23 protein-coding genes are annotated in these 26,967 nt (G+C 52.6%); 1 reads left to right on the top strand and 22 read right to left on the bottom strand.

Features of this window, described 5'->3' with window-relative positions; all coding sequences use genetic code 11:
- Positions 1-77: 77 nt before the first annotated feature.
- From I2F54_RS12320 to trpB, 21 genes are all read right to left on the bottom strand, one after another.
- Complete coding sequence (locus I2F54_RS12320; protein ID WP_009123359.1) at positions 78-1,163, bottom strand: DUF7833 domain-containing protein; 1,086 nt, start codon at positions 1,161-1,163, stop codon at positions 78-80.
- A 182-nt stretch (positions 1,164-1,345) separates the two neighbouring features.
- Positions 1,346-1,501, bottom strand: coding sequence for a hypothetical protein (locus tag I2F54_RS12315; protein ID WP_009123360.1), 156 nt, complete (start codon positions 1,499-1,501; stop codon positions 1,346-1,348).
- 129 nt (positions 1,502-1,630) lie between these two features.
- On the bottom strand, positions 1,631-2,575 hold the full coding sequence (locus tag I2F54_RS12310) for a glycosyltransferase family 2 protein (protein ID WP_195501363.1): 945 nt from the start codon (positions 2,573-2,575) through the stop codon (positions 1,631-1,633).
- A gap of 9 nt (positions 2,576-2,584) precedes the next feature.
- Positions 2,585-3,505, bottom strand: coding sequence for a glycosyltransferase (locus I2F54_RS12305; protein ID WP_118467407.1), 921 nt, complete (start codon positions 3,503-3,505; stop codon positions 2,585-2,587).
- Positions 3,506-3,511: 6 nt separating this feature from the next.
- On the bottom strand, positions 3,512-4,639 hold the full coding sequence (locus I2F54_RS12300; RefSeq protein ID WP_195501362.1) for a glycosyltransferase family protein: 1,128 nt from the start codon (positions 4,637-4,639) through the stop codon (positions 3,512-3,514).
- Positions 4,640-4,649: 10 nt separating this feature from the next.
- Entirely contained in the window at positions 4,650-5,774 is a 1,125-nt protein-coding gene (locus I2F54_RS12295) for a glycosyltransferase family 4 protein (protein ID WP_087413215.1), read from the bottom strand.
- A 12-nt stretch (positions 5,775-5,786) separates the two neighbouring features.
- Positions 5,787-6,977 carry a glycosyltransferase family 2 protein gene (locus I2F54_RS12290; RefSeq protein ID WP_022218437.1) on the bottom strand — a complete coding sequence of 397 codons (1,191 nt, stop codon included), beginning with the start codon at positions 6,975-6,977 and terminating at the stop codon, positions 5,787-5,789.
- Positions 6,974-8,452, bottom strand: coding sequence for an O-antigen ligase family protein (locus I2F54_RS12285; protein ID WP_022218438.1), 1,479 nt, complete (start codon positions 8,450-8,452; stop codon positions 6,974-6,976). The genes I2F54_RS12290 and I2F54_RS12285 overlap by 4 nt, the downstream gene beginning before the upstream one ends.
- Positions 8,449-10,608 (bottom strand): GumC family protein, encoded by a 2,160-nt coding sequence (locus I2F54_RS12280; RefSeq protein ID WP_118467417.1) that lies wholly within the window; start codon positions 10,606-10,608, stop codon positions 8,449-8,451. The genes I2F54_RS12285 and I2F54_RS12280 overlap by 4 nt, the downstream gene beginning before the upstream one ends.
- A 6-nt stretch (positions 10,609-10,614) precedes the next feature.
- Positions 10,615-11,454, bottom strand: a complete 840-nt coding sequence (locus I2F54_RS12275; RefSeq protein WP_022218440.1) for a TolC family protein — start codon at positions 11,452-11,454, stop codon at positions 10,615-10,617.
- 28 nt (positions 11,455-11,482) lie between these two features.
- The gene (locus tag I2F54_RS12270) at positions 11,483-12,649 is read right to left on the bottom strand and encodes a sugar transferase (RefSeq protein ID WP_118046845.1); all 1,167 of its coding nucleotides are present in this window, start codon (positions 12,647-12,649) and stop codon (positions 11,483-11,485) included.
- Between the two features lie 18 nt (positions 12,650-12,667).
- Positions 12,668-13,027, bottom strand: a complete 360-nt coding sequence (locus I2F54_RS12265) for a response regulator (RefSeq protein WP_009123371.1) — start codon at positions 13,025-13,027, stop codon at positions 12,668-12,670.
- Positions 13,028-13,193: 166 nt separating this feature from the next.
- Positions 13,194-15,818: an LruC domain-containing protein gene (locus I2F54_RS12260; RefSeq protein ID WP_195501361.1), complete on the bottom strand. Its 2,625-nt coding sequence runs from the start codon at positions 15,816-15,818 to the stop codon at positions 13,194-13,196.
- Positions 15,819-16,065: 247 nt separating this feature from the next.
- Complete coding sequence (locus I2F54_RS12255; protein ID WP_009123373.1) at positions 16,066-17,106, bottom strand: asparaginase; 1,041 nt, start codon at positions 17,104-17,106, stop codon at positions 16,066-16,068.
- A gap of 84 nt (positions 17,107-17,190) precedes the next feature.
- Positions 17,191-17,970 carry a tryptophan synthase subunit alpha gene (gene trpA, locus I2F54_RS12250; RefSeq protein WP_195501360.1) on the bottom strand — a complete coding sequence of 260 codons (780 nt, stop codon included), beginning with the start codon at positions 17,968-17,970 and terminating at the stop codon, positions 17,191-17,193.
- Between the two features lie 58 nt (positions 17,971-18,028).
- A complete protein-coding gene (locus tag I2F54_RS12245) occupies positions 18,029-18,664 on the bottom strand; it encodes a phosphoribosylanthranilate isomerase (RefSeq protein ID WP_009123375.1) in 636 nt (211 codons plus the stop codon).
- A 42-nt stretch (positions 18,665-18,706) separates the two neighbouring features.
- A complete protein-coding gene (trpC, locus tag I2F54_RS12240) occupies positions 18,707-19,585 on the bottom strand; it encodes an indole-3-glycerol phosphate synthase TrpC (RefSeq protein ID WP_195501359.1) in 879 nt (292 codons plus the stop codon).
- A 221-nt stretch (positions 19,586-19,806) separates the two neighbouring features.
- Positions 19,807-20,805 carry an anthranilate phosphoribosyltransferase gene (gene trpD, locus I2F54_RS12235; RefSeq protein WP_195501358.1) on the bottom strand — a complete coding sequence of 333 codons (999 nt, stop codon included), beginning with the start codon at positions 20,803-20,805 and terminating at the stop codon, positions 19,807-19,809.
- A 329-nt stretch (positions 20,806-21,134) separates the two neighbouring features.
- Positions 21,135-21,740, bottom strand: coding sequence for an anthranilate synthase component II (locus I2F54_RS12230; RefSeq protein WP_148360446.1), 606 nt, complete (start codon positions 21,738-21,740; stop codon positions 21,135-21,137).
- Positions 21,741-21,774: 34 nt separating this feature from the next.
- Entirely contained in the window at positions 21,775-23,202 is a 1,428-nt protein-coding gene (locus I2F54_RS12225) for an anthranilate synthase component I family protein (protein WP_039951224.1), read from the bottom strand.
- A gap of 121 nt (positions 23,203-23,323) precedes the next feature.
- Positions 23,324-24,505 (bottom strand): tryptophan synthase subunit beta, encoded by a 1,182-nt coding sequence (gene trpB, locus I2F54_RS12220; RefSeq protein WP_195501357.1) that lies wholly within the window; start codon positions 24,503-24,505, stop codon positions 23,324-23,326.
- Positions 24,506-25,053: 548 nt separating this feature from the next.
- Between trpB and I2F54_RS12215 the strand changes: the two genes are divergently transcribed.
- The gene (locus I2F54_RS12215; RefSeq protein WP_195501356.1) at positions 25,054-25,632 is read left to right on the top strand and encodes an HdeD family acid-resistance protein; all 579 of its coding nucleotides are present in this window, start codon (positions 25,054-25,056) and stop codon (positions 25,630-25,632) included.
- Positions 25,633-25,722: 90 nt separating this feature from the next.
- On the opposite strand, the gene I2F54_RS12210 is transcribed toward I2F54_RS12215, so the two are convergent.
- Positions 25,723-26,682: a DUF5106 domain-containing protein gene (locus tag I2F54_RS12210; RefSeq protein WP_195501355.1), complete on the bottom strand. Its 960-nt coding sequence runs from the start codon at positions 26,680-26,682 to the stop codon at positions 25,723-25,725.
- Positions 26,683-26,967: the final 285 nt, after the last annotated feature.

The following is a 26,967-nucleotide window of genomic DNA, read 5'->3' as shown; positions in this document are numbered from 1 at the left end:
ACTGCCTGTTTACGACCGTCGGGCTGTGGGCTTGCGACCGCCGGACTGCCTGCTCGGAGTTGTCGGACTGCCCGCTTTCAGTCGGGCTTCCCTTTGTTCTTCCTGCCGGACATCCACAGGCACAGTTCCTCGTTCCAGACGGCGTTTGGGTCGGGACGGGGCGGGGCGTCGTCGGGGATGGGGCAGCCCAGGTAGGTTCGCTTCCCGTTGACGATTTGCTCGTATCGCAGCGGGTCGGCAGAGGACTCCCGGAGCTCGGATTTCTTCCGGGCTTCGTTGTCCGTCAGCTCCTTGAACAGCGCTTTCGAGGTGCGTCCGCCGGCACTCACGAAATTCACGAAGTAGGAGCGTACATCGCTTTCGGTCAGCAGGTTGTCTCCTTTGCCGTACAGCTCCACGTGCTGCTTGAAGAACTCTATGGCTTCCGGCAGGTGGCGTGCCAGCATGGCTCCGTAGCCGCTTCTCATGCAGGCCATTTCCATCCACAGACGGTTGCGCCCCAGTTCGTCCACCAGTTCACGCCAGGGGCGGATGGGGTGCTGCGGCCGGCGCGGCTCGTCCCATTCGTCGCAGACGGTTACCGTGACGGATGGCGGCGGCGGGGGTGTGCTGCCGGACGAACAAACCGAAGGAAGAGTAGCGGCATCGGCGGCGGTCTCTTCTTTTTCTTCTGTTGTTGCTGTTGTTTTTATATCTTTTATATTCTCTTTACCGATTGCGGGAGTATCTTTTGGCAACAGGCTGCCGTTTAGGCTGTTACCGACTTTCAAACTCTCTTTTTCCGCTTTCTTCCGAGACGTTTTTTGCACTTTTCGGTTGTTTTCGGACACTGAAACGTCAGTTCCCGAAACATTTTCGACACTTTTTTCGTCCTTTTTCTTGGCGGGATTCAGTTCGGCGGGCGTGAAATAGTTGTCCTCGTCGAAGATGAAAAGGTCGTATTCGCGGATGATTTTCTGCAAGTACGACAGGGGGATTTTCCGGCCTACGCAGAACGGTTGCAGATATTCCAGTTGCGCGCGCGGTTCGGGCAGCAACGCCAGTTTTTCGATGATGAACCAATAGGCTCCGGAGCCTTTCAACCTTTCCTTGTCTATGAGTTTTTTCATTCGGGGATCGTTCATCGCCATGATGGGATGTTGTAAGTAGAAATTGCGTTTCATGTATCAATTTTATTTATTCGTACGCTTGTATTATCGGCACGAAGGTAGGCATAAAAAATAGCGTATATAGCCTGATTTACTACGGTCTATATACGCTCATGCTGTTGTGTTGCAGTGTAATACGGTTTGAAAATGCTTGGAAACCGTGAGTAGGTTAAAAGATGTATAATTCCGGGATTTTTCTACTCTTTCTCCTTTTCCCTTACCTGTTTCACGACTTCGATGCGGTGTCCGGCGGGAATCAGTTCGGCGCTTGCCCTGTAACTGGCTTTCGTGTCCGACCTGAACGTCCGGAAGATTATCAGCTTGATGATTTCGGCGATAACCAGCTCTTTCATCGTGTACTTGGTTTCTCCCTCGAATACCCAAAACGCTTTGTTGTTCAGCGTTATGGTTACCTTAAAAATTTTTTCATACTCAAATACTAAAAAATTAATGCCTGCAAAGGTAGCACTTCTTTCGGAATGTCAGGCGGTTCGGATATTTTTATATATCCCTTCGCAGGTGCCGCATATCGTGGCTTTGGCCAGCGCGACCTGCCCGTGCAGCAGGTACACGGCCGCCTTTTTGGGGGCGGCGAGGATGCAGAGGTAGGCGCACGACAGGTATTTGCCGATGCCCCGCAGGTTGCGGCGGGCGAACAGCATGCGTGCGCGCGACAGGTAGAATTCGCGTGTCGGGCTGCCCCGCCTCGCCGTCATGCCTTCCTTGTGGTAGACCACGGCGGCGGGTTCGTACCACAGGCGGTAGCCGGCTTTCCGGAGCTGTGCCGACCAGTCCAGCTCCTCGTAAAACAGGAAATAGATCTCGCTCATGGTGCCTGCGTCCTGCAACGCCCGCCGGCTCACCATCATGGCGGCTCCATGCAGCGAGGCGGTTTCGCGGGGGATGCGGAAGCGGGGGCTGTCTTGCTGCATAAAGCCTATGGCCGCGTTGCGCAGGGTGACGGGGCTCAGGGGGGTGAAGCCCGCGTATTGCAGGGTGTCCGGACGGGCGGCGAACTTCAGCATGGGCGACACGCCGCCGTTGCGTCGCGAATCGCTCTCTATGCGCCGCACCAACGCATCCAGTACCGGCTCTTTGATGAGGGTGTCGTTGTTGATGAAAAAGAGGTAATCGCCTTCGGCCGCTTTCAGTCCGGCATTGTTGCCGCCGGCAAAGCCGTTGTTGATGTTCCGCACCACTTTGACGGGGGGAAAGGAGACGGGGCTGCCTGATAAGGAGCCGCCCGGCACGGGGTTGTCCCTGTATCGTTCCTGTATCTCTTCCGCCTCGGGCAGGCGCGAGCCGTTGTCCACAACGATGATTTCGTATCGCGGATAGGTTTCGCGGCTGCGGAAGGAGTCTATCATTTCGCAGGTGTCGCGCAGCCCGTTGTAGTTGACGGTGATGATGGAGACAAGCGCTTTCATGGTCTTTTCCTATTTCTTTTTCAGCCAGAACACAGCCCAGTTCCTGAAACTGACGTACTTTCCGAGCCGCAGGCGTCTGAAGCGGCAGGCGGTTTCCACTTTTTCGAGCAGCGACATCCGGTGTCCCGCCCAGATTACATCGTTCAGGGTGTAGGACAGGTATTTGCCGATAACCGCTTTCCATTCGGGGCGTTCCTCTCCGAGCGCGCGCATCCGGGTGCATACGGCGGTGTATCCCTCGATGTTGCGCATTCCGAAGCGGCCGGTCATGGTGGAGCTGCCCCGCACCCTGCGCTTGAAGTAGGGTTGCGCTATATAGCGCGCCCGACGGGCGTTCAGCAGCACATCCATCGCGAAGATATGGTCTTCGTGGATAATCCCTGAGGGGAACCCCTTGAAGCATCGCTCCAGAAAGGAGCGTCTTGTGAAGAACAGGCACGGCGAGATAAGCAGCTTGCGGTGATTTATCTCGAAGTCCAACAGTTCGATGCCGTTCCACAGCTTGTTTTCATCCACGATGCCTTTTCTGCGGTAATCGTAGAGGTTCGGCGTGTGGCGGTCTTCCAGGATGGTTTCGGCATCGAAGAAAGCGAAGTCCAGCTTGTGCCGCTCGCACTCTTCGTGGCAGTGCCGCAGGGCGTCCCTGCCCAACAGGTCGTCGCTGTCCATGAAGTATATATACCTGCCCGTGGCAAGCGCCAGGGCGGTGTTGCGCGCCACTCCCTGGCCTTGGTTGGGCTGCGCGTGCCACCGTATCCGCGCGTCGCGTTCCGCGTATTCTTCGATGATGCCGCGGCTTCCGTCGGTGGAGCCGTCGTCAATGAGGATTATCTCCAGCTCTTTCAGGGTCTGGTCGCAAATGCTGTCCAGCGCCTTGCGCAGGTAGGCGGCGGTGTTGTATATGGGGATGATGACGGAGACTTCGGGCATGGCGTTCTATTTTTTCATTCGTACGATATGTTCATATACTTTCTTCATCTGTTCCCGCCAGGAGAGGTGGCGGATGGAATCTCTTATTTCCGGCGGCGTCACGGTCATGCTTTGGTAAAACTCTATCAGGGCGGGGATGCTGACGGGGCTGTCGTCGGCGGGGACTTTGAACGTGTAGGGCATGCGGTCGAAGTCGTCGTCCGTCTCGGAGTAGACGAAACCGAATCCGCGCGCCGCGTATTCCCTGTTTTTCAGCGTCTTGATGTTGTATATGCCGCTGCGATGCCGTGCCAGGCTGCCTACGGCGAAGTCCGCCCGGTTGAAAAGCGCGTCCAGCTCCTCGCCGTGCTTTGCCCCGTACAGGGTGACGAACGGTTGCAGGCGGTAGCGGCGGATGGGCGCCGCGATTTCTTCCGCTTCGCGCCTGCCGCTCGGTTTGCCTACCAGGTGGAAGCGGACTTTATATTCGGGATGGCCGCTGTAATACTCTCCCAGACCTCTCAGCAGGCGGTCGAAGCCGTGCCAGAAGTGGATTTCGGCAACTCCTATCAGGTTCAGCTCTCCGGCTGTGCCGTGCCAGGGGGAGCGCAGGGGGATGCGGTCGAAATCTATTCCGTTGGATATGCGGATGGTGGGGCGGCCGAATATGCGCTCGTCGTCGGAGAAGGTGACGATGAAATCGACGTACTTGCAGAAGGCGCGGCGGAACAGTTTGTCCGTATACAGCTGCGCTTTCTCCCTGACGGAAGCGTATTCGTGGTCGTAGGGGTATGTGGGTATCTCCAGCAGCACGCCGACGCCTTGCTTTTTCAGCGTCCTCACGAAGTGTATGGTGAAGGGGTTGGCGTTGTGGTAGGAACGGATATAGACGCACCGGATGCCTTCCCGGCGGACGTATCGCAGGATGGGGGCGAACGACAGCCGCTTTTTGAGCTTGGCGGGTATTCCCTTGCCCAAATCGGCGAGCACTTCTTCGTCTGTCATCCACTTACGGCTGCCGTCGCCGGCGACCTCGTAGCGGCAGACGCGGACATCCGCCCCGCATTGCCTGAGGGCGTCCGCCTGGTAGCTGATTTTCTTGCTGATACCGTTGTACTCTTGGAATCCGTAGAAGACGAGGAAAAGGATTTTCATGGGGCGGCGGTTATTTGAATAGGGAACGATATACTTGAATCAGCTCGTCGGCCGTCTTTTCCCACGAGAATTGCCGGGCGCGCAGCAGTCCGTATTCCCGCTGCCGCCGGTAGAGCGTGTCCTCGTTTTCGAGACGCAGCACCGCGCGGGCTATCTCTTCCGGCCGGCAGGGGTCTATGGCCAGTATGCCGGGGCCGCCCACTTCGGGCATGGAAGAGGTGTTTCCCGTAATGACGGGAGTGCCGCAGGCCATGGCTTCCACCAGCGGGATGCCGAAACTCTCGCGCAGCGAGGGGTAGAGGAAGGCGAACGCGGCGTTATACAGCGTGGCGAGGTCGGCGTTGCGGATGTAGCCCGGATAGTAGAGGTGCTGTTTCAGGGCGTTGCCGATGCCTTCCTGCTGAAGCAGGCTGTCTATGCGGCTTTCTGTGAGGTCGGCGATGAGTAGCGGACGCTTTACGGACGACTGTTCCAGATAGAGGCGGTAGGCTTTCAGTACCCGCGCGGCGTTCTTTTTGGGGTCTGTGTTGCCCAGGAAGAACAGGAAGTCTTTTTGGGGGATATAGCGGTTTACTACCTGCATGTCTATGTCGTCCATCGGGCGGAAATGCTTGTTGCAGCCGTTGTAGATGGTCGTGATGCGGTCTGCGGGGATGTTCAGGGCTTCGCGGATGCGGTTGCGCTCAAAGTGCGAGACGGTGATGATTTTCCGGCATTTCTTCAGAATCCGGGGCACGGTGAGGCGGCGGTAGTGCCACCCCATTTCCTGATAGAGCGAGGGGCTGCGGTGCAGGCGGGGCTCCAGATAGATGATGTCGTGAAGTGTCAGCACCAGCGGAACCGGACAGTATAGCGGGGCTGTATTGGACGTGCAGTGCAGCAGGTCGGCGCCCAGGCGTTTCACCGCCAGCGGCAGGGCTGTCTGCTCCCAAAGCGGGTAGGTGGGGCACGCCACTTCCACGATGGAGAGGTTGGCGGACTCTTCCAGGCAACGGTCGGCGCCCGGAGCGACGATGATGTAATATTCGTTGCCGTCGTTCCGCTTCTGTAATTCGCGGATGGTTTCCAGCGCTACGAAATCCATGCCGTGTTTGTCGGGACGGAAAATCCGTTGGGCTTCTATGGCTATCTTCATGTTGTACGCTCCTTATCTCTTTTTATGGAAGAACCGTTTGATATGGCTGAATACGGCTGTGAACATAAGCACCGGGAGCGCCCAGATGGCCTTGCGGAGACGGCGGCTGGCCTCTCCTTCGGGCAGCGCCATGAGGAAAGCGAGGATAAGCGCGGCAAACAGCACGTACCACTTGGGAGCCAGCGTCCAGTCCAGCAGGGTGACGCCCGCGGTGCACAGCAGCACCAGCGCGATAAGCAGGAAACGGGAAGGCATCAGCCACTGGAACAGTTTGAGGGCGTAGTCCCATTCGCCTTTCAGCAGCACCAGCGGGAGATACCTCAGCGCGAAGAATGTGCTGGTGTACTGCGCGCGTATCCAACTGATGCGCTGTGTCTGGTAGCCGTCGGCATTGTCCTCTTTCTTGCTGTAACACACCACTTCCGCCAGGTATTCGGTGTAGATGTTCTGCTCCAGCAGGGCGGTTTCCATCGCCTTGCTTATGTCGGAGCCTTTCAACTTGGGAGCGCGTTCGTGGAACATGGCGAAATCGAACGCCATGGCCGAACCGATGAGAGCCGAGGAAAAGCCCATGCGGGTGTGCGCCAGACGGAAAAGATTGTTGTTGATTTCCTCGCTGGTGGCATTGAGGACGGCGATGCTGGTGTTCAGGTTCTCCGCCATGCGGTGCGCCTGGATGGAGTCGCAGCCGGAGTAGTAGGCGTCGTTGAACAGGCTGAGGGCGTTCGGCACGATGTGGTTGTCGGAATTGAAGAGCACAATCATGTCGTATTCGTCGGGAGCATAGCGTTCCATCACCTGCTGGATGGCGTAGACCTTGGTGCAGTACTCCTTGTCGGGCACTACGATGTTTACGGGCATTTGCAGCAGGGTGATAAGGTCTTCTTCGGGCAGTTGGGTGGCCGCTACGGCCACGTCGTACTTGTCGCGCGGGTATTGCTGGGTGTCCAGAAAGCGGTTGATGGATTCAATCACCTCTTTCCCGTTGCGCAACACCGTGAAAAGCACCAGGAAACGGTGCTGTACGGCTGCCGCCGGGTAGGGGTTCCTGTACTTTCCGAGCGAGAAGAGCGCGCAAAGAAGCAAGTAGGCCACCGGAATGGCCAGCAGCAGGAACAGGACGGAATCTGTCATTTGTAACGCGTTGTTGTTCTCATCCATCCACCAGTCTATACTGAATATGTTAAAAATATCGGACATCATAGCGTCGAATCTTTTTTAGTTGCGGTTAATAATGCTTGTTGTTTTTCAATCGTCAGACGTTCGTCTATATATTTCCCGTTCATCAGTATGCCCAGGAACATAATCATCATGATGCCGGTGGGGAACTGGGTGAAAAACGCGTTCCCGTATGCGCTGAGCATCATGCCGAATACGCCGCAGGCAAGCGCGGTGAGCAGGTGGCGCAACTCGTCGTTCCTCACCTTGAACATGATGTAGTAGCATCCCCACAGCAGGCTGCCCGCGTAAATCAGCAGGTAGAGGATGATGCCTACGATGCCCGTTTCCGTCCATATCTTGACGTAGGTGGAGTCGTTGGGGATGGTGGTGGTCAGTCTGTTGCCGAATCTCCGGGCTTCCACGCCGCCCAGGCCGAGACCTTCGCCGAAGGGCTTGTCCCTGAGGTATTCCGCCAGCTTTTGCCTGTTCTGTTTTCTTACCAGATAGGACGCGTCTTTATTCGGACGGAACGCCGTGCGCATACGCCGTATCATGTAGTTGCTCTCGCCCGCGTATGTAAACGCGAAGAAGACGTAGATGCATATTCCCCCCACCGTGGCGGCGCTCATCAGCCTGATGTTTTTACTGATAAGCGCGAAGAGCAGCAGGCCGCCCAGAGGCACCACGATGGCTCCCCGGGTGCCCGTAGTGAACATGGAGTACAGTGAAAGCGCGGAGACGCAGAGGTAATATGTTTTCAGGCCGGGTTTCTTGCTGAACAGGCCGGTGATGCCGAACAGCACGCAGGTGAATCCCATGTTGGAACCGTAATTGCCCGCATCGGTGAAAATAGAGAAATAGCGGGTGATTTGGGGCAGCAGGTGCGTCTTGTACATGCCGCTTTCCATCAGGGCATCGTACTCGATGGCGTCGAACCCGATGAATTTCTGCCAGAAGCCTTTCAGTATGGCGATGAGCGTCAGTAGGGAGAACAGGAACATCAGCCGGCCGATTTGCTTGTAGGACGTTGCCAGCAGCACCGTGATTAAGGAGACGAGGAACGTGTTGTAAATGAATCCTCTGGAATAAATCCACGCTTCCAGGGACGCGGTGGGGTTGACGACTTCCATCAGGCAGTATACCGCCAGCGCCGCGCCCCCTATGGTGAGGATGTTGGCGGCCTGCTTCCAGGGGAAACGGTAGCGCAGCGCGGTCTGGATGATGATGATAAGCAGCACGCTCCACCAGATGACGTCCGACAGTACGCTGAGCCCGTCCTGCCGGCTGTAACGGGCCAGCGGGGTGAAGAAGTAATTGAAGATGAACAGCAGGAAGATGAAGCGTTCCGGCTTGCGGAGATGCAGAATCAGGATGCATAAGAGGGCGGGCAGCACGGCCACCAGTGCCGCTATCGCCAGATTTTGCCGCAGGGTGGCCGCCACGATGCAGCCTAACCCGATGCAGAGTATGGCAAAGGTGAGGGTGGGAGATGATATGTAACTTCGCTTGATGCTCATTTTACGGCGGCTTTTTTGGCGGTCAGTCCCAGTTGCGACAATCGGCTGACGAAGCTGTGGAGTGGTGTCTTGGGCGGTAATTCGCCGGTGAATGATTCCACGACTTCACGGTCGGCATTGTTGAGGTAAAGCGATAACGGGGTGTCACCCAGCATTTCTTTGATGGATTTCAGGTTGATGTCGTCGTTCTTACCCCACAAACGGCAGGCATTGGCTATGAGCAGGTTGAAATCGGCCTGTTTCAGCACGGCCAGAGGCAGGCTGGAGCTGCTTACGGACGGGTATTCCACGAGGATGATATCGGGTATCTGCTCGGCGGAGTTCAACTCCCAGAAGTCGGATAGCCGCTGCGCCCGGATGTATTTCTTGTCGTTGGTTTCAAAATCGACGCCGTGCCTTACGATACGGGTGCGGAGCCCCTCGGACGCCCAATGGTCGGCAAAGTATTTGGCCAGGAAGCTCTTGCCTTCCCGCTCTTCCATGCTGAGCAGGTTGATGACGGTGGGACGGCCTGTTGCCAGGTATTTGTTGAGCCGGTGGCAGGAGTAGGCGGCGGCACGGCGGTTGCATACTTTCAGGAATCCCCGGAATTTCAGGTTGCTGATGCCGTTGAACGCGGCGATGACGGGCAGGCCGCTAAGGCGGTGGCTGCGTTCGGCATCACGGAGCGTACGGTCTATTAGCTCGATGATGAGGAAGTAGAAAGTGATGAATATCAAACTGCCTATCAGGGCTGCCACGATGTAGAGCATGCGCTTGCGCCCGTTGTCGGTGAGCGGGAATTCGGGCGGGGCGATGATTTGCAGGTTGGCGGTGGTCATTTTGATGTTTTGCAGGCGGAGCCGCGCTTCGGACAGGCCGCGGAGCTGTTCGCGGTAGGTGTCCTCGGCTATGCCGATGGCGCGCTCCTTGCGGTTGACCTGCGTGCCCACGGGGGCGAATTCCCGGTATTGGTTCAGGATGTCGTTCCGGCGCTCGCGAAGGACTTTCAGCTCGGCCTGCGCCTTGGCCTCGTTGATGCACGCCACCAGCCATTCCGTTACCATATTATCGATGCCGACCCCTTCTTTGGTGAAATTGTATTCGTTGAGGTTGTCGGAAATATGGCTGATTCTGTCTTCGGAGTTCCGTAAATCGGTTTTGTTTTGCTGCAACTGCCTGTTGTCTTTCAGCTCCGTGTCCGTCGAGAAGATTTCCTGCTCCAGAATGTTCTGGTTCAGCTCCGTTACTTTCTCAAGTTCTTTGAGCAGCTTGGTGTTGTCGCGGATTATCTTGGCGCGGATGTCCATTTTGTCTTCCAGCATCCGGCGGAGCGCCACAGCGCTCTGGTAGGTGCGCCGGGCGAGTTCCTCGCGGTCGTCCAGGTCGTATTTGGTGATGGCCAGCTCCTTGCTCTGGTTGTCGTAGTTGATTACCGAATGTTCTACGTTATAGCGCATCAGGTTGTCTTCTTCTTTGTTGAGGTTGATTTTGGCGAGCCTCACTTGCTCCTCAAAGTAAGCGATGGCGCTGTTGGTGGCGCTGAAACGGAGTATTTCGTATGCCTTGATAAGCTCGTCCTCTAAAATCCGGATGGTGTTTTGGGTGATGCCCGGGTCGGGACTTGTGTAGGTGAAGCTTATCAGGTCGCTCGTGCCCAGACGCTTTACGATGATTTGGTCGAGCGCCTCGAAGCCGTAAAACTCCGTGGGACGGCTGAACATGGAATATACGAAGTTCGCGGCGCTTTCCTGACGGTATTTTTGCAGGTTCCCGACGGTCTTCTCCAACGAGGAACGGTCTACCAGAGCCAGCACTTCTTTGGGAGTTCTTTGCAGGAGTTGGCGGTAGTGCTTTGCCTGGATGTACATATTGTCTTGCCACTCCTCGCCATACACAAGGTTGGTGGCCAGCAGGCGGAGCGAGACTTGCTCCAGGGTGCTTTTGGACTTGGCGATGTTGATGAGATTGTCGAACGTACTGCTGATGTTCTCGACCTTGCTGCCGTCGATGTTGGTGACGTTGGTGACGCCGGCGTAGATATTGCTGTTTACAGTATAGCTGAATGGCAGGAACTGGGTGAAGTACGCCACCAGCACGGTGACGATGAATCCGCCCCACAACAGCCAGTAACGGATGCGGTAAAAGAATTGGGCTATAAACTGTACTATATCCATAAGACTTTATTTCCCTTTGATTATTTTTACGTTGGTCAGCATCTCGAGTAAAATGATGGCGTTATGCAGCGAGACGCGCGCCTCGGCATAGGAAGTTACCGCCCCGGAACGGCGCGCGCGCTCCAGTGAGAGCGAGATGATGTCTATTTTGCCTTGTATGAAATTGTTCTCCGAGATTTTCATCTGGGCGTTGTAGAGGGCGGCATTCTCCGCTTTGGCTTTGATGGTTGCCAGTTGCGCCGTCACATTGTTATAGGCTTCCAGCACTTTGAGCCGCCGTTCTTCCATCACTTCTTCCTGCGTGTATTGGAGTTGTTCGATGTTGTAACGATAGTTTTTCAGCCGGAGCGGGCGGTTGAACAAATCGCCGAGGCCTACGCTGAAGCTGGCGCCTACGTTGAAGGTGTGGCGGGAGCTGGCTGTGGTGGACTGATACCAGTCGGTGAAGGAGTCGCTGTTGTCGTTCAGCACGTTGTAACGCCCGTAGGCGTAGTTCCCGTTCAGCCGGAAGTAGTTCCACCAGTTCCTTTTTTCTATGCGGTACTGGTTCTTTACCTGCTCTACCTGGGACTGCGCCCGTTTTACGGTGGCGTTTTCTATCACGGCATCCATGAATACGGAAAGGGGCGGCAGCTCGAAGCCTTCTATGTAGTGCCGCGTCTCCGGCAGGTTGTCTCCCGAGATGCTCTTTTCCAGAATGGCGTCGCTCTCTTTCAACGCTTCCAGGATTTTGATTCGCTCTTCACGCGTCATGTCTTTCTGGGCGCCGGCAGGCAGGGGTGACAGGAACAGAATAAGTGTAACTGCACAGAGATATAATAAGGTATATGTACGGGCTTTTATCATTCGTCTGTCTTGTTTTTGGTTTTAATGATTACACGTTTTCTTTCTGTACAAAAGCGGTGAACGTCCTGAGAAGTATCTTCATGTCCAGCAGGAAACTGAATTCCTGCGCGTATTTGATGTCGAGCTGTTTCCGTTCTTCCGCCGACATCTTGCCGGCTCCGCCGCGTTTCTCCACTTGCCAAAGCCCGGTCAGTCCGGAAGGCGCCATGAAGCGGTCTATGTACGCGTCGCTGGTCAGCAGCTCGGCTTCGTAGAGCGGGAGAGGGCGGTTGCCTACGATGCTCATGTCGCCCTTTAGAACGTTGAATAGCTGTGGAAGCTCGTCGATGCTGTATTTGCGGATGAAACGGCCGATGCGTGTGACGCGCGGGTCGTTCTCTATCTTGACAAACGGGCTTTCTTTGGATTGGGCTTTTTGTTTCAAAAAATCTTTCTCCGGTATGATGAAATCGTCCGAAATCAGCAGGCCGGCTTCTTCGTCGGGGGAGCCGGTAAGCTCGTCGAAACGGATGTCGGGAGTGCAGTCCGCTATTTCTTCTTCCAGCTTGTACTGGTTGAGGGCGTTGAGCTCTTTCAGCCGTTTGTCCGCATCGGTGTACATGGAACGGAATTTCAGGAAGTTGAATATCCGGTAATTACTGCCTACACGTTGCGACTTGTAAATGACCTTGCCTTTGCTCTCGAGACGGATGGCGACGGCTGTGCCGATGAGCAGCGGAGAAAGGAGTACCAATGCGCATGCGGCGAATAATACGTCGAACGCGCGTTTCCATGCGGGCAGGTGAAACGTGTTGAGCATCTTCCGGTGGGTACGGCTGAATTCCTGCATTTTATGCTTTTGGCGTATCTGCAGGAACCGGGTCATGCTGCGGATGCTCTCTGCGTCGGCCTGCGGCGGCAGTGTGTTGCTGACGCCTGCCAGCAGATAGGCCTTGCGCTCTTCTGCCTGCAATCCTTCGGTGATAAGGGTGATGTAGACGCGTGGAAATCTCCTGTGAAGGCAGGCGATGTCGAGGCAGTCCTTTTCGGGGTCGGTTTGCTCGTAAAGGATGGATGTGTTATACCGTTCGCGGATGCCGTCTATGATGACGGCCGCTTTATCGGCGCAGGAAACAGTAACGAACATGCCATCCGTAACCTTGCTCAGATGGTCGATGGCGGTTTGGCCGTTTCCTATGTAGATATAATATAACATATCTTCCTTGCTGCTTTTTTAAATGTATTTCTTGATGCGTGCCCTGAGTTCCAGCGGGTTGAATGGCTTGAGTATGTAATCCGCCGCCCCGGCTTCGAGCAACTGGATGCGCTCGACGGTGCTTTCCTCACTGGAGAGCATTACTACGGGGATGTGCCTGAACAGCTCGTTTCCTTTCAGATAGTACAGGAATTCGTTGCCACGCATATGGGGCATGTGGATGTCGGAGATGATAAGGTCGGGAATATTGCCTTCGTTAAGCCACTCAAGGGCCTTTAAGGGGTTTTCAAAATATTCCAGGTCGTATTCTGTCCCTAAATAGATCTTGAGTACGCGGCCTATGGTGGCTTTGTCATCAACCAATAAGATTTTTTTCATTGCTCTGTTTATTATAGCGCTGTCGCTTTGTTTGTTTGCTATGCAGTAACAAAAGTAATTATTATTTTTTATTAAACTCGTCCGATTGCTAATAACAATGAAGACTTGTTAACCTACTTTAACGGCAAAGTGAGAAAAAGCGTGAGAATGTGTATATCGGTGTACTTTAGTCTTTATTGAGCGGAGTCAGATTTTCAATAGGATATACGTCTTGGTTGTGCGACCGGTACCAGTCGTTGTCTTGTTGTCCGCCGGTGGTAATCCACGACCGGAACTTATCGTATACCATCGTGACTTTCTTGTTCTCCGCAGGCCATGCGAACTCTTGGGGAATCACGACCGCCCAGGCAAGGTTCTCTTGGCTGAGATAGTACCTGTTTTCGGCGGCGGATGAGCCGTCGTTACCGCTGTTGAAGTAATGAGTGCCGCCCAAGTCGGTCGGAGCGAAGCCCGCTATGTGCACTTCCGTGCGCTTTCCTTTGGCTGTGGCGGGAGCTGTGATGGCAAATATATCGATGTGGTTGATATTCAGGTCTTCCGGCTTCACGTTGGCAGAGGCGGGAATTTCCATGATAATGTTGTATTCCTTGGTGTCCTTTTTGAACGGGCCGCCGACAATGGTGTTGATGCGCTTCTCCGTGTCGGTGTATCGGCCGCCCCACAATTCGGTGCGCGCGTCACCGAAGAGGATATAGGTGGGGATGCTTTGCCGCTCCTCGAATGATACGTCCTCACCGCCGATTCTGAATTTATCGGGCTTCATGTTTCGGGGGAATTTGGTGAAGCGGATGCCTGCTCCCAATGTCTTGGTGGCGCCTGTCGCGCGTAATTCGAGGGTCATTCTGAGGCGGGTCACGATGCCGTTTTTGTCTACTTGCAGCTCTTTTCTGGACATTACGATTACGAGGTCGTTCATGTCAAAGTCACCGTATACAGGCCAGTTGTCCTCGAAGGCGAAAGTGTATACGTCGCTGTCTTCGATTTCGATGGGGAAGTCGGGATTTTTCTCTTCTTCGCCTTTGTTGCCTTCGTCGTAGATGCCGCCGCAAGTCTCGATAGTGTATTTGGATTCGTCATAACCGGTATTGACGCTTTCGTTCTTTTTAAACGGGCGATACCGGTCGGGGCCTTCTATCTTTCCTTCTATGACCAGATTGTTGCTTAACAATTGGACGGTAGAGGGTTGCTCGAATTTAATTGTTCCGGCCTTAATCATCGACTTGTCGTCGTTGGTGACGTTCACCGCCCGGAAAATGACGTCGCCGCGTTTTACTCTGAACTCTTTGGCTTTAATCATGGAGCCGTCTGTCAGCGTGAACCTGGCATTGCTCAGGGTTTCTATTTCGGGTACGGGCAGCCATTCGGTGTCGGTTTCGTCGGCACGGCCGGCAGTGATGGAGCCTTTGTTTAATGTCACGTTTCTGAACTTGAATTCCTTTTTGACGATGACGGTGCAACTGTTGTATAGAACATCGGATGATGAGTTCGTAAACTTGGATGTTTCGATGAAACCGTCGTTGTAGACGGACAGGCCGCCTTCTATTTCATGACCGCTGATGCGGGCTTCATAGTGGTTGACGATGGCGGTTGCGGTGGAGTTGTTGGTTTCTATTTCACCGTCCGCTTCGTCGAAGCTAATATTGCCGTAGTTGAATAGCTGACTGCCGTTGAGGTCTATATCGGTGGTGCTGGTTAAATCCGCCTTGTTCAGTATCCGGGCATTTACGAAGTTGAATTCATGGGCGCTTAATGTGCCGTGATTGATGACGTTGCTGCCGTTGATAGTGATTTCATCGTCTGCTTCGATGTTCCCCGCGTTAAATAATTCCGGGCGGTTTCCGAGATTCATGCTCAGCTCCTTGCCGACCTTGATGTTTCCGAAATTCTTGGTGGGGCATCCTAATTTGAGAGAGGTACATTCGAGGCTGCCGCCGCTTTGCAGGGTGAGGGTATTGTTGTTGCCGACGGTAAGGGCGTTGGCGATGATTTTACCGCCGTTCATTACGTATATATCGAGGTTTGAATGATTATCGCTTAGTTTCCAAACACCCTGTACGAATACGGTTGCCCTGCCTCTGTTTGTTCTTAGCTGCACAAGGTAGGGAGAGGCTGAAGTGTATTCCTTTCCTATAATATACTCGGCGCCGTCGGCCAGTACGCCTTCATCCCAAGGATTGTCGGAGATATAGCCGTCCGATGTGCCCGGGACGGCGGGGATGACTTCCGTTTCCTTATATTCCTTATCGGCGATTTCCACTATGCCGGCTGCCCGGGCTGCTTCGGCTGCCGGGTTGGAATTGGCTGTAACTCTGCTTGCGGCTCTTGTTTTTGTGCCGGTTGAAACGCTGTATAACTTACACTCCAATGCTCCGCCGTTTTCGGGAATGTCGTATTCGTAGACTTCCTTGCGCTGCTTTGGGTCGGTCTGACGGATGAACAGTCTCGCGGTTGCTTTGGAGACGTTGATTTCCGCGTTGTAGTTTCCGTCCTTATCGGCGGTACCCACTGCGATAGGCGCGGCGCTTACATCGGATATCGGGTTGGCGGTGAATACTTCGATAAGGTACTTGTATCGACCGTCAAACTCGTCGTTTACCTCGACGTTCAGATTTACGGTGTTAATCATAGACCAGTTAAAACCGTCAGGGGCGGCGAAATCTTCTCCTAACGGATTTTCTTTCGGTTCCGTCTGAATCCCCCTTTCAGGATCGTACACATCGTCCGTGCAACCGGCAAACGCCAAAGTTCCGGCTATGGCTGCCATAACTGAAAAACGGTAGAATAATTTCATAAGCCAATCTATAAAAATTTCTGATGTTTTGTTTGCTTCTTGAATAAAATAATCAACTTTTAGTTCGTTTACGCCGCAAAAATAGCCATATTATTCGGATTATTAGTTGTAAATATTGTCTTTTTTGATAAAATAGGGTGGATATTTTGTTAAATCCGACCATTTGCCGGTCTTGAAAACTTGTAAATACTATCCAGAACGGGTGAGGGAAAAAGTCAGAAGGGGGGGAGAAGAAAAAAAGAGGAAATTACTCTTTTGTAATTTCCCCTGCTAAATCCGAATTCATCCGGTGACGAATTTCTGTCTGGTCCAGCCCGTGTCCGAGCAGGAACATGAGCTTTGTAACGGCGCACTCGGGCGTACTGTCGTAGCCGCTGATAACGCCGGCTTGAAGAAGATGCAGGCCGGTTTCGTAACGCCCCATCTCTACGCCGCCGCTTTGGCACTGGGTGATGTTGACTATGACGATGCCGCGCTCTGTGGCATCCTTTAGTTGCCGGATGAACCACTCCTTTTGGGGAGCGTTGCCGGAACCGAATGTCTTGAGAACCACCGCTTTCAACCCCGGAACGTGTAGTACGGAATTGATGATGCTTTCCTGAATGCCCGGAAACAGGGTGAGGACTACGACGTTGGTGTCGAAGAGATAATGCGGTTTCATCGGCCGTGCAGGGTCGGGGCGACGGATGCTGTGCTCGTTGTAGCGGATATGGATGCCTGCTTTTGCCAGGGCGGGATAGTTGAAGGAGCGGAAAGCGTTGAAATTTTCGGCATTGATTTTGGTGGTCCGGTTGCCCCGCATCAGTTCGTTCTCAAAGAAGATGCATACTTCGGGAACGATGGCGGTGCCGTCGGGATGCTTGGCGGCGGCTATTTCGATGGAAGTAATCAGGTTTTCCTTTCCGTCCGTGCGCAAGGTTCCGATAGGCAGCTGCGAACCGGTAAGGATAACCGGCTTCGCGAGGTTTTCGAGCATGAAGCTGAGCGCCGATGCCGTATACGCCATCGTGTCGGTGCCGTGCAGGATGACAAAGCCGTCAAAGTTATCGTAGTTATCATTTATGATTTCGACAATCTTGGCCCACAGAGAAGGTTCCATATCAGAGGAGTCGATGGGCGGGTCGAACTGATAGGACGAGATGCGGTAGTTGAAGCGTTTCAATTCGGGGACATGCTTGAGCAGGTGGTCGAAATTGAAATTTTCCAGTGCGCCGGTTTCCGGGTTTTCTATCATTCCGATAGTTCCGCCTGTGTAAATTAAGAGAACGGAAGGGTAATCTGCTTTCATAAATATCTCGTTTTTCTTCTTTTTCGGGCACAAAGATAGGAAAAAAAGTGATAAGGTGGTAATGATAAAGTAATAACCCTTTTATCATCCTTGCTCCAAGTCCTCTTTCAGGTGCGCGACGGCTTTTCCGGCATCTCCTTTATATTCGTTGAGCAGAGTGACGAAGCGGCTTCCGATGATGGCTCCGGACGAATGGGAGCAGGCGGCATCGAATGTCTGTTTATTGCTGATGCCGAAACCTACCATACGCGGATTGCGCAGGTTCATGTCCTGAATCTTCTTGAAGTAGGCTTGTTTCCGGGTGTCGAAATCCTTTTGCGCGCCGGTGGTGGCTGCCGACGACACCATATAAATGAATCCGTCGGTGTGGGTATCTATCTCGCGGACGCGCTTTTCACTGGTTTCGGGGGTGATGAGCATGATGATGCGGATGTCGTATTTTTGCGCGACGGCCTTATAGTTTGCCTCGTATTCCCTGAAGGGCAGGTCGGGGATGATGACGCCGTCGATGCCACATTCCGTACATTTCCGGCAGAAGGCTTCAAAGCCGAAGTGCAGGATAGGATTGAGATACCCCATCAATATCAGCGGTATGCGGACATCGCGGCGGATGTCACGCAGCTGGTCAAAGAGGATGCGGAGGGACATTCCGTTGCGCAGGGCGCGGGTGGCGGCATCCTGAATGACGATGCCGTCCGCCATGGGGTCGCTGAAGGGGATGCCGATTTCTATCATATCCACTCCGTTCTTTTCGAGCGTGCGGATAACATCGGCTGTGCCGTCGAGCGTGGGGCAGCCGGCACAAAAGTAGATAGACAGCAGGTTTTGGGGGCTGTTCTGGAAAAGTTGGTTGATACGGTTCATAGTGAGTTCGTTATTATGGATTTATTGTTGTCTGTTACGTTATCGGCGGGTAGCGGTGCTATTTGCCGGCAGGTTCGCCGCCTCTTATTTCCTGAAGGAATTTCCCGATGCGTTCCACGTCTTTTTTGCCCGGAGCCGTTTCGAAGCGGCTGTTGATGTCGATGCCGGCCAGTTTGGGGTGATGGAACTCCCTGATTGCTTTGACGCTGTAAGGGTTGATGCCGCCGCTGAGCAGAAAGGGTGTCATTCCGGTGTATCGAAGCAGCAGGTTCCAGTCGAACTGATTGCCGGAACCGCCATACTGTGGCGTTTTGGTGTCAAACAGGTAATAGTCGCATAATCCCTTGTAGGCGGAGACGGCCGCCAAATCCTTGGGGTGCGCGATGGAGAAAGCCTTGATGAGATGCAGGCCGTTGTTGCATAAAGAACGGCAGTACTCGGGCGATTCGTTGCCGTGGAGCTGGATATAATCCAGCGCAAAACGGTCGGTGTACATCAGGATGTCGTCCTTGTTTTCGTTTACGAAGACGCCGACACGCTTTGCGTGCACAGGCAGGTATGCCGGCATTTCGCACAGGCAACGGGGAGACTTGGGGTAGAAGATGAAACCTATCATATCTACGTCCAGTTGCTCTACATTGCGGATGTTTTCCGCTTCGGTCATACCACATACTTTGATAATAAGAGAAGCCATGGGAGTTACTGTTTACTATATTTACGATTCATTATTCATTGCTCACAAAGATTTCTGTGCTTCGGTTTCCTCGATGCCTTGTATGAAGCCTTTCAGCGCGTCTCCCGGCTGTGGGGTTTTCATAAAGGTTTCTCCGATAAGGAAGCCTCGGAAACCGGCGGTGCGCAGGCGGCAGATGGTTTCGGGGTGCGAAATACCGCTTTCCGAAACAAGTAGCGGCAGGTTTCGGGGGTTATCGGAAGAGCCTTGGGCGTCGGGAACGTTACGGACGCCGGCTATCGTCTGCCGGAGCTGTCCGGCTATGCGGAACGAGTTCTCCACATCGGTGACGAATGTGCCGAGGTTACGATTGTTAACGCCTACCATGTCCACATCCTTACTTATATAAGCAAGTTCGCGGGGGCTGTGGATTTCGAGCAGCACTTCCAGTCCCAGGGCGTGCGCCCGGGCGGTGAGGTCGGCGCATTCTTCCTGCGTCAGACAGGCGGCGATGAGCAATACGGCGTCCGCGCCTGCGATACGTGCTTGCAGCAGTTGGTATTCGTCGATGATGAAGTCTTTTCGCAAGATAGGAATGTCGACCAGCGGACGTGCCGTACGGATGTCCCGCAACGAACCGCCGAAGAATTTCTCATCCGTAAGGATGGAGATGGCGGAAGCGCCTGCCGCCTCGTATGCGGCTGGTATTTCGTCGGCTTTGGCCGTCTCGTATATCCAACCCTTCGAGGGCGAGCGCCGCTTGAACTCGGCAATGATTCCCGCGGGTGAGGAAGCCAGCGCACGTTTCATGCTGCGGCGTGGGGCAGGGGAGTTTTCCATTAGGTCGCGTACTTGCTCGCGCAACTGTTCGGGTGAAACAGCCTGTTTCTGCAATTCCACTTCGATTCGTTTGTGGTCTGTTATTTCAGATAGAATATCCATAGGAGGGGAGGGGTGAGTTATAAGTTATGAGTTATAAGTTATGGGTTATGGGTTGGGGGTGATATGGCGCTGTTTAAGTAAATGCGCATAATCGGTTAATCCTATCTGTCATTCAGAGCGAAGAATCTTCTCTCTTCTTGACATTCACATAAAGACTTGTATTCACAAAGGGAAGAGATGCTTCGCTTCTCTCTGAATGACAGTATAGCATAACTTGATTTTCAACCTTTACTTATTTCTATAAACTTTTTCAATGTCTTCAACGCCCGTCCGCTTTCCAGTGATTCGCGGGCTATGGCGATGCATTCTTCAATCTCCTTTTCCGGTTCCATGACCTGGATGGCAAAGGCGGCATTGACAATGACACATTGCGTCTGGGCAGCTTCCGCACGGTTGTTCAGGACATTGTCGAAGATGCGTGCCGCGTCTTCCTTACATGCTCCACCGGAAAGCTCTTCGGGACGTACCGCGTTGAAACCGAGAGCTTGCGGACGATAGATACGCTCATAATTGCGTGTCATTACCTTGAATTCATCGGTCAGCGAGATTTCATCGTAATTGTCCAGGCTGTTGACGACGGCAAAGTCGATACCGAGCTTGTAGAAAACATTTGTGTAGAGACGCATCTGCGAGAGGTCTGCCACACCCAGCAGCTGATAAGCGGGTTTGCACGGATTCACCAGCGGGCCCAGCAGGTTGAACAGCGTGCGTACTCCCAACGCTTTGCGCACAGAACCGACGGTTTTCATTGCCGGATTGAACAGTTGGGCGTGCAGGTAGGCAATGTTGCATTCTTCCATGCTGCGCTTCAGGATGTCGGGATTATTGGTGAAGCGCACGCCATGCTGCTCTATTACGTTGCTTGCCCCGCTGACGGAAGTAGCGCCGTAATTGCCGTGCTTGGCCACTTTGTAACCCGCTCCCGCCACAATGAAGCAGGCGCAGGTGGAGATGTTGAACGTGTTCTTTCCGTCACCGCCCGTACCTACGATGTCAATGGGGCGATAGGGCGCGAAGTCTATCGGGACTCGTGTCTCCATAAGTGCTTCGCGAAAGCCTGTCAGTTCGTCTACTGTGATGCCGCGCATCTGAAAAACAGTGAGTAACGCTGCTATCTGCGCCTCGGGATACATCCCCCGGCTGATGTTGAGCAGGATTTGTCTGGACTCCTCTGCGGTGAGCTCTTCGTGATTGAAGAGGCGGGTTAATATTGTTTTCATCTGTTTAAGTCAGTGATTAAAAAGTTTATAGTTGATGTATGGCTAAGCATGAGTGCTGATATCAGTAATCGAATATGTTTCCGAGTAACGTTTTTTTGTTCTCGTGAGGCGCTTGCTTCACTCCCGTGAGATGCCTGCCCGGCTCTTGTGAGGTGCGCGGTCGGCTTCCATGAGGTGTGCGGTCGGCTCTCACGAAGTGCCTGCTCGGTTCTCACGAAGTGCTTGCTTGGCTTTCACGCAGTGTGCGCTTGCTTTTCACGCAATGTGCACCTGTGCTTATGAGGCCGCTTGTACCTTATGAGGTCTGCGCTGCATCCTCGTGAACTGTGTCATTTACCTTCATAAGCTGCGCCGTTTATTCCGTCCTTTCCGTCACCGTCCAGCCAATTTTTCATAATCTGCTTTCCGTCCGGCGTCAACACGGATTCCGGATGAAACTGAATGCCGTGAACGTCGTACTTCCGGTGTTTCAACGCCATAATCTGCCCTTCGGGACTGACGGCTGTAACGGCAAGCGTTGCAGGCAGTCCTTCCGTATCCACTACCCAAGAATGGTAGCGCCCCACAGGTATTTTCTCAGGCAGTCCCCGGAAAATGTAATCCGGTTCTGTCAGCCGTATATCGGTCTGTACGCCGTGAAACACCTTGCTGAGATTGACTAATCTCCCGCCGAATACCTGTCCGATAGCCTGCTCTCCCAGGCACACTCCCAATATCGGTTTCTTTCCGGAATAGGTACGTATGACATCCGGCAACAATCCCGCTTCTTCGGGCACACCGGGGCCGGGAGAAAGAAGAATCTTATCATATTTCTCCAGTTCGTCCATTTCGAATCGGTCGTTGCGCAACACATCCACCGTTGCTCCGAGCTCTTTCACCAGATGCGCAAGGTTGTAGGTGAAAGAGTCGTAATTGTCTATGATTACTATTTTCATTTCCATATCTTTCAAAATCTTCATCCTTTATTCTTCATACTTCATCCTCATTCTTCATTTCTTTCATTCTCTCCGCCATTACAATTGCCTTCTTCAATGCTCCCAGTTTGTTGTTCACTTCTTGCAGCTCGTATTCGTCATTGCTTTTGGCTACGATGCCGCCGCCTGCCTGGAACCACAGTACCCCGTTGCGGCTGACGAATGTGCGGATGGTGATGGCCTGATTCAGACTGCCGTTCAGACCGATGAACCCGATGCAACCGCCGTAGGCGCCACGATTATGCGGCTCCAGTTCGCTGATGAGTTGCATGGCGCGTACTTTCGGCGCACCGCTCAATGTTCCGGCGGGGAAGGTGTCGATGAACGCCTTGATAGGATCGGCTTCGCTGTTCAGCGTACCGCTGACGCGGCTCACGAGGTGAATGACGTGGCTGTAATATTGCATCTCCTTGTAGAAATCCACTTTCACGTCGTGGCAGTTGCGGCTGAGGTCGTTGCGGGCGAGGTCTACCAGCATCACGTGCTCCGCGTTTTCTTTCGGGTCGTCGTGCAGGTAACGGGCGTTTACGGCATCCTGCTCCGGGTCGCCGGTGCGCTTGGTAGTGCCGGCAATGGGGTCTATATAGGCATGGCGTCCTTCGATGCGGCAGTGCGTTTCGGGCGATGAGCCGAAGATACGGAAACCGCCGAAGTCAAAGTAAAACAGGTAGGGAGAGGGGTTGATGCTGCGCAGAGCGCGATAGAGCTTGAAATCGTCGCCTGTGAAACGTTGCTCGAAGCGGCGGGAGAGGACTATCTGGAAAACATCACCCCGCATGCAGTGGGCTATTCCTTGGCGGATGTTGGCTTTGTGCTCCTCGTCCGTCAGCGGAGAGGTCGTTTCGCCTACGGCACGGAAGTCGTAAACGGTATAATTGCGGTTGTGAATGGCTTTCCGTACTTTGTCCAGCTCGCTTTTCCCGCCGGGAGCCAGCATTTCCAGCAACAGCATCTCGTTCTTGAAGTCGTTGAAAACGATGAGATACTTGTATAATATGTATAGCATATCCGGCGCATCGTTGGTGGCTTCGCGGCTGTCCTTTACGGGGATGTTCTCGAAATAGCGTACGGCGTTGAAAGAGGTGTAGCCGTACAGCCCGCAATAGTCGCTGTACTCGCCTTCCACATGAAAGCGGTTGAGAAAGTCCCGCAGAGCATTCTCCGCACGGTACTCTCCGGTAACGGGATGTTCCTCGCGTGTGCCGTCGGGCAGGCGGAATACGGCGGTTCCGTGGTCTATGCTGACGCTTGCCACCGGACAAAGCCCGATGAAAGAACGGTTGTTCTCGCTGCCATGATAGTCGGAACTCTCCATGAGCGCGCTTTGAGGAAAGATGTCGCGCACTTTCAGATAAGTGCTTACGGGAGTATGCAGGTCGCCAAGCACTGTACGGCTGACCGTTTGATAATTATATTGTTTCATTGCTTCCTTTATTGAGTAAATAGTAACAGTAAATAGTAGTAACAGTAAATAGTAGTAGCAGTAAGTTGTAGCAGTAAGTTGTAACAGTCAGTTTATATCACAAACCCTCATAACTTATAACTTATAACTCATAACTTAAATACGTTTCCACATCCTTGTCCCCCCGTCCCGAAACGGTCAGTACCACCACATCGTCGGGTTTGAAGTTCAGTTTCTCCAAGGCGCCGAGGGCGTGGGCGCTTTCCAATGCGGGGATGATGCCTTCGAGCTTTGTCAGTTCGTAAGCGGCGCGGATAGCCTCGTCGTCATTTACGGAGAGTACGATGGCGCGTTTCCGTGCGGCAAGGTTGGCGTGCATGGGACCTATGCCCGGATAATCCAGTCCGGCGGAGATGGAGTAAGGTTCCTCAATCTGCCCGTCCTCGTTCTGGATAACGTAGGTGCGAGCTCCATGAATGATGCCCAGTTTGCCGAGGGCGATGGTGGCGGCCGTCATGCCCGTTTCCACTCCTTTACCGCCGGCTTCGGCGAGAACTATCTGCGCGCGTTCGTCGTCGACATAGTGGTAAATGGTTCCGGCGGCATTGCTTCCGCCGCCTACGCAGGCTATGAGATAGTCCGGACAATCGCGCCCTTCCTTTTCCATGAGCTGCTTCTTAATCTCCTCGCTGATAACCGATTGCAGGCGTGCCACCATATCGGGATAGGGGTGAGGGCCTACGGTGGAGCCGATGATGTAATAGGTGTCGGCAGGGTGGCAGCACCAGTCGCGTATGGCCTCGTTGGTGGCGTCTTTCAAGGTCATGTTGCCGCTGGTTACGGGGACTACGGTTGCTCCCAGCATCTTCATTTTCTCTACGTTGATGTGCTGACGCTCCACATCGGTCTTGCCCATATATACGATGCACTCCATATTCATCAATGCGCAGACGGTGGCGGTGGCGACGCCGTGCTGTCCCGCTCCTGTCTCGGCGATGATGCGGTGCTTGCCCATGCGGCGTGCCAGCAAAATCTGGCCGATGGTATTGTTGATTTTGTGCGCGCCGGTGTGGTTCAGGTCTTCCCGTTTCAGATAAATCCTGCAACCGTACTTCTCCGACAGGCGTTTGGCCTGATACAGCGGAGAAGGACGCCCTACGTAGTCGCGCAGCAACTGGTCGTACTCCCGCTTGAAATCCTCACTTTGCAGAACGTCGAGATAGGTGTTCTGCAACTCCTCTACACATCTGTGGAGTATCTCGGGAATGTATGCCCCGCCGAATTCTCCGTAATAGCCTTCTTTGTCAACTAAGAAACTCGCCATATTATTGTCTTTTTTATTATTTATCATTTTACCGTTGATTTGATAGGGGGGGAGATGTACATCGCTTAAACGAAAAAAGCCCCGTCGCTTGGTGCGACAGGGCTCTTTTTATATCTATCATATATTACATATATACATACGAGCACTGCTCCCTTACGACTGCCGGAGTTGTAACGGGTGCCACCACCAATATGTATTTACGAACATTGTTTTCATTGTCTTTTTTTATTTTAACCGGGGGCAAATATAAGCACATTGTTTTAATCGCCAAAACAAATCTTACTTTTTTTTCGTATAAGAACATTTTTCTTAAAATTTTGTTCTTTATAACGGATAACAGCTATTATTTACTATTAAAAAGAAAGGAACAAACTATGAAGCGAAAACATTTGATTGCCGTAGGCGCGATTATTGCCATTGTCTTATTGCTATATTGGCTTTTTATAGCCGAAGACTTGAACGCCTGGCTCAATGTGAACTGATTTTTCGGTATTATCATGCGGGGTTGTTCAGATAAATAATGTATCTTCGCAAAAAATCAAAAACTCATGAAAGGATTAAGTTATTCATTCTTGCGCGCCGTGTGCGCGCTGGTAATAGGCCTGGTGTTGGTAATGTTTCCCGACCAGGCCGGTGATTATTTTGTGATAACGATCGGTGTCATTTTCCTTGTGCCTTCGCTCATCAGTATTATAGGATATTACGCTCAGAGTGCCGAGATGCGCCGCCGTTTTCCTATCGAGGGGATAGGCAGCTTGCTGTTCGGATTGTGGCTGGTTATTATGCCGGGCTTTTTTGCCGATTTGCTGACGTTCGTGCTGGGCTTTATCCTTGTAATGGGCGGTGTGCAGCAGATAGCTTCGCTTTCGGCTGCCCGCAGATGGACACCTGTGCCGGGCGGATTCTACGTTGTTCCGGTACTGATATTGCTTGCCGGATTGATTGCCCTGTTCAATCCTACGGGAGTACGCTCTACGGCGTTTATTATTATCGGAATCACTAGTTTGGTTTATGCGGTTTCGGAACTGATAAACTGGTTCAAGTTCACTCGTCTCCGTCCTAAAGCACCAGTTACCGGCAGTAAGGCCGATGATGACGATATCGAAGATGCAAAAATTATAGAATGAATGACGGAGAATATTATTCTTTTTTATAAAGGGCGAGGTTCTCTCTGAAAAACCCGTTTATCTCCTTGAAACTCGCTATGCCGAAACTGTTCACTGAATATTCTGCAAGTATTCCTCTATTTCTTTGGTTGTAACGTCTTTCAGCAATACAGTTTTATCCTTATCCAGTAGATACAGGGTTGGGATGGCTTTTAAGTCGTAAAGATTGTTTTGCTCGATTGTCTGTTTCTTGTCATAACCGTTAATCCATTCCACAGGAAAATCCAATAGATGTCTTCGCCATTCCGCCAAATCCGCATCGGGATAAATGGACAGAATTTTCATCCGGCTTTGTGCAGTGGCTTGGTGAATGGAAGGACTGTGTTTCAACGCTTCTATCGTTTCACCGCAAGCGTGGCAACCGGGATTATTGATAAATAACAATGTGTAAGGAGCTTTGATATTGTACAAGTTGCCCTGCTGGCCATTGGCGAGCGTATAGGTAAAATCCAGCGCTTTTGTACCTACACGGTTTTTTTGCGCCAGTTCCCGCCGGGCTTTCGGACGAATTTTCTCTGTGTCATCCATGACGGAAGATTTCAGCATGGCATCCAGCACGGATATATACAATTCTTCATTACGCATCGGCGAGTTTGGATCGTATAGATATTTGTCCGCAAGGGAAGTCAGGTACATATAGCATTTTTTCTCTTTTTCAGCTTGTGCAAACAAGGTTTTCAAGGCTGTATCCCCTGTTGAAGCGGGTACCAGTCGCAGAATATCAATGAAGTTTACCCATGCTTGCTCCGTCACTTCGGGATGGTGTATGTAATTGGTGTCGGTGAAATTTACATTATCCCAGTAATGACGCGCCAGATAATCGGCACGCAATTCCGGAGTATTCAGCATTGTGGGGATTGTGGGTAATGCGAAAGCGGTTATCGTATCTGTTACGACTACTTTCTCTTGTTTGTTACTTGCCTGTCCGCTGCTGCATGCGCCGTTTGCGCTCGATAGCAAAGAGAGTAATGCGCAAGCTGGTAATAGTTCTATAATCTTTTTGTATCTCATACGGTTTTTATTTAAAAGTAAAATTAGTGCTTTTATTCTTAAACGCCAAATATGTGTATTATGATTCTCATTGCTTTGGACAGTAAATAATGGAAGTAGGAAGCCGCTTTCGCGCGCACGTATATATATAATGTACCTATTTTGTCGGTAGGTATAACACTTTTAAAAGTATATGCTCTACAACATCTTTACTAATCAGCCAGTTACAAAAAAGTTTCAAAAATATTAGGAAAAAGTGAAAGATATATTTGGTCGGTATATTAAAATCCTCTACTTTTGCATCCG

The sequence above is a fragment of the Bacteroides clarus genome (assembly GCF_015555825.1).
GTDB lineage: Bacteria > Bacteroidota > Bacteroidia > Bacteroidales > Bacteroidaceae > Bacteroides > Bacteroides clarus.
This window is presented reverse-complemented; position numbering and strand designations above follow the sequence as displayed.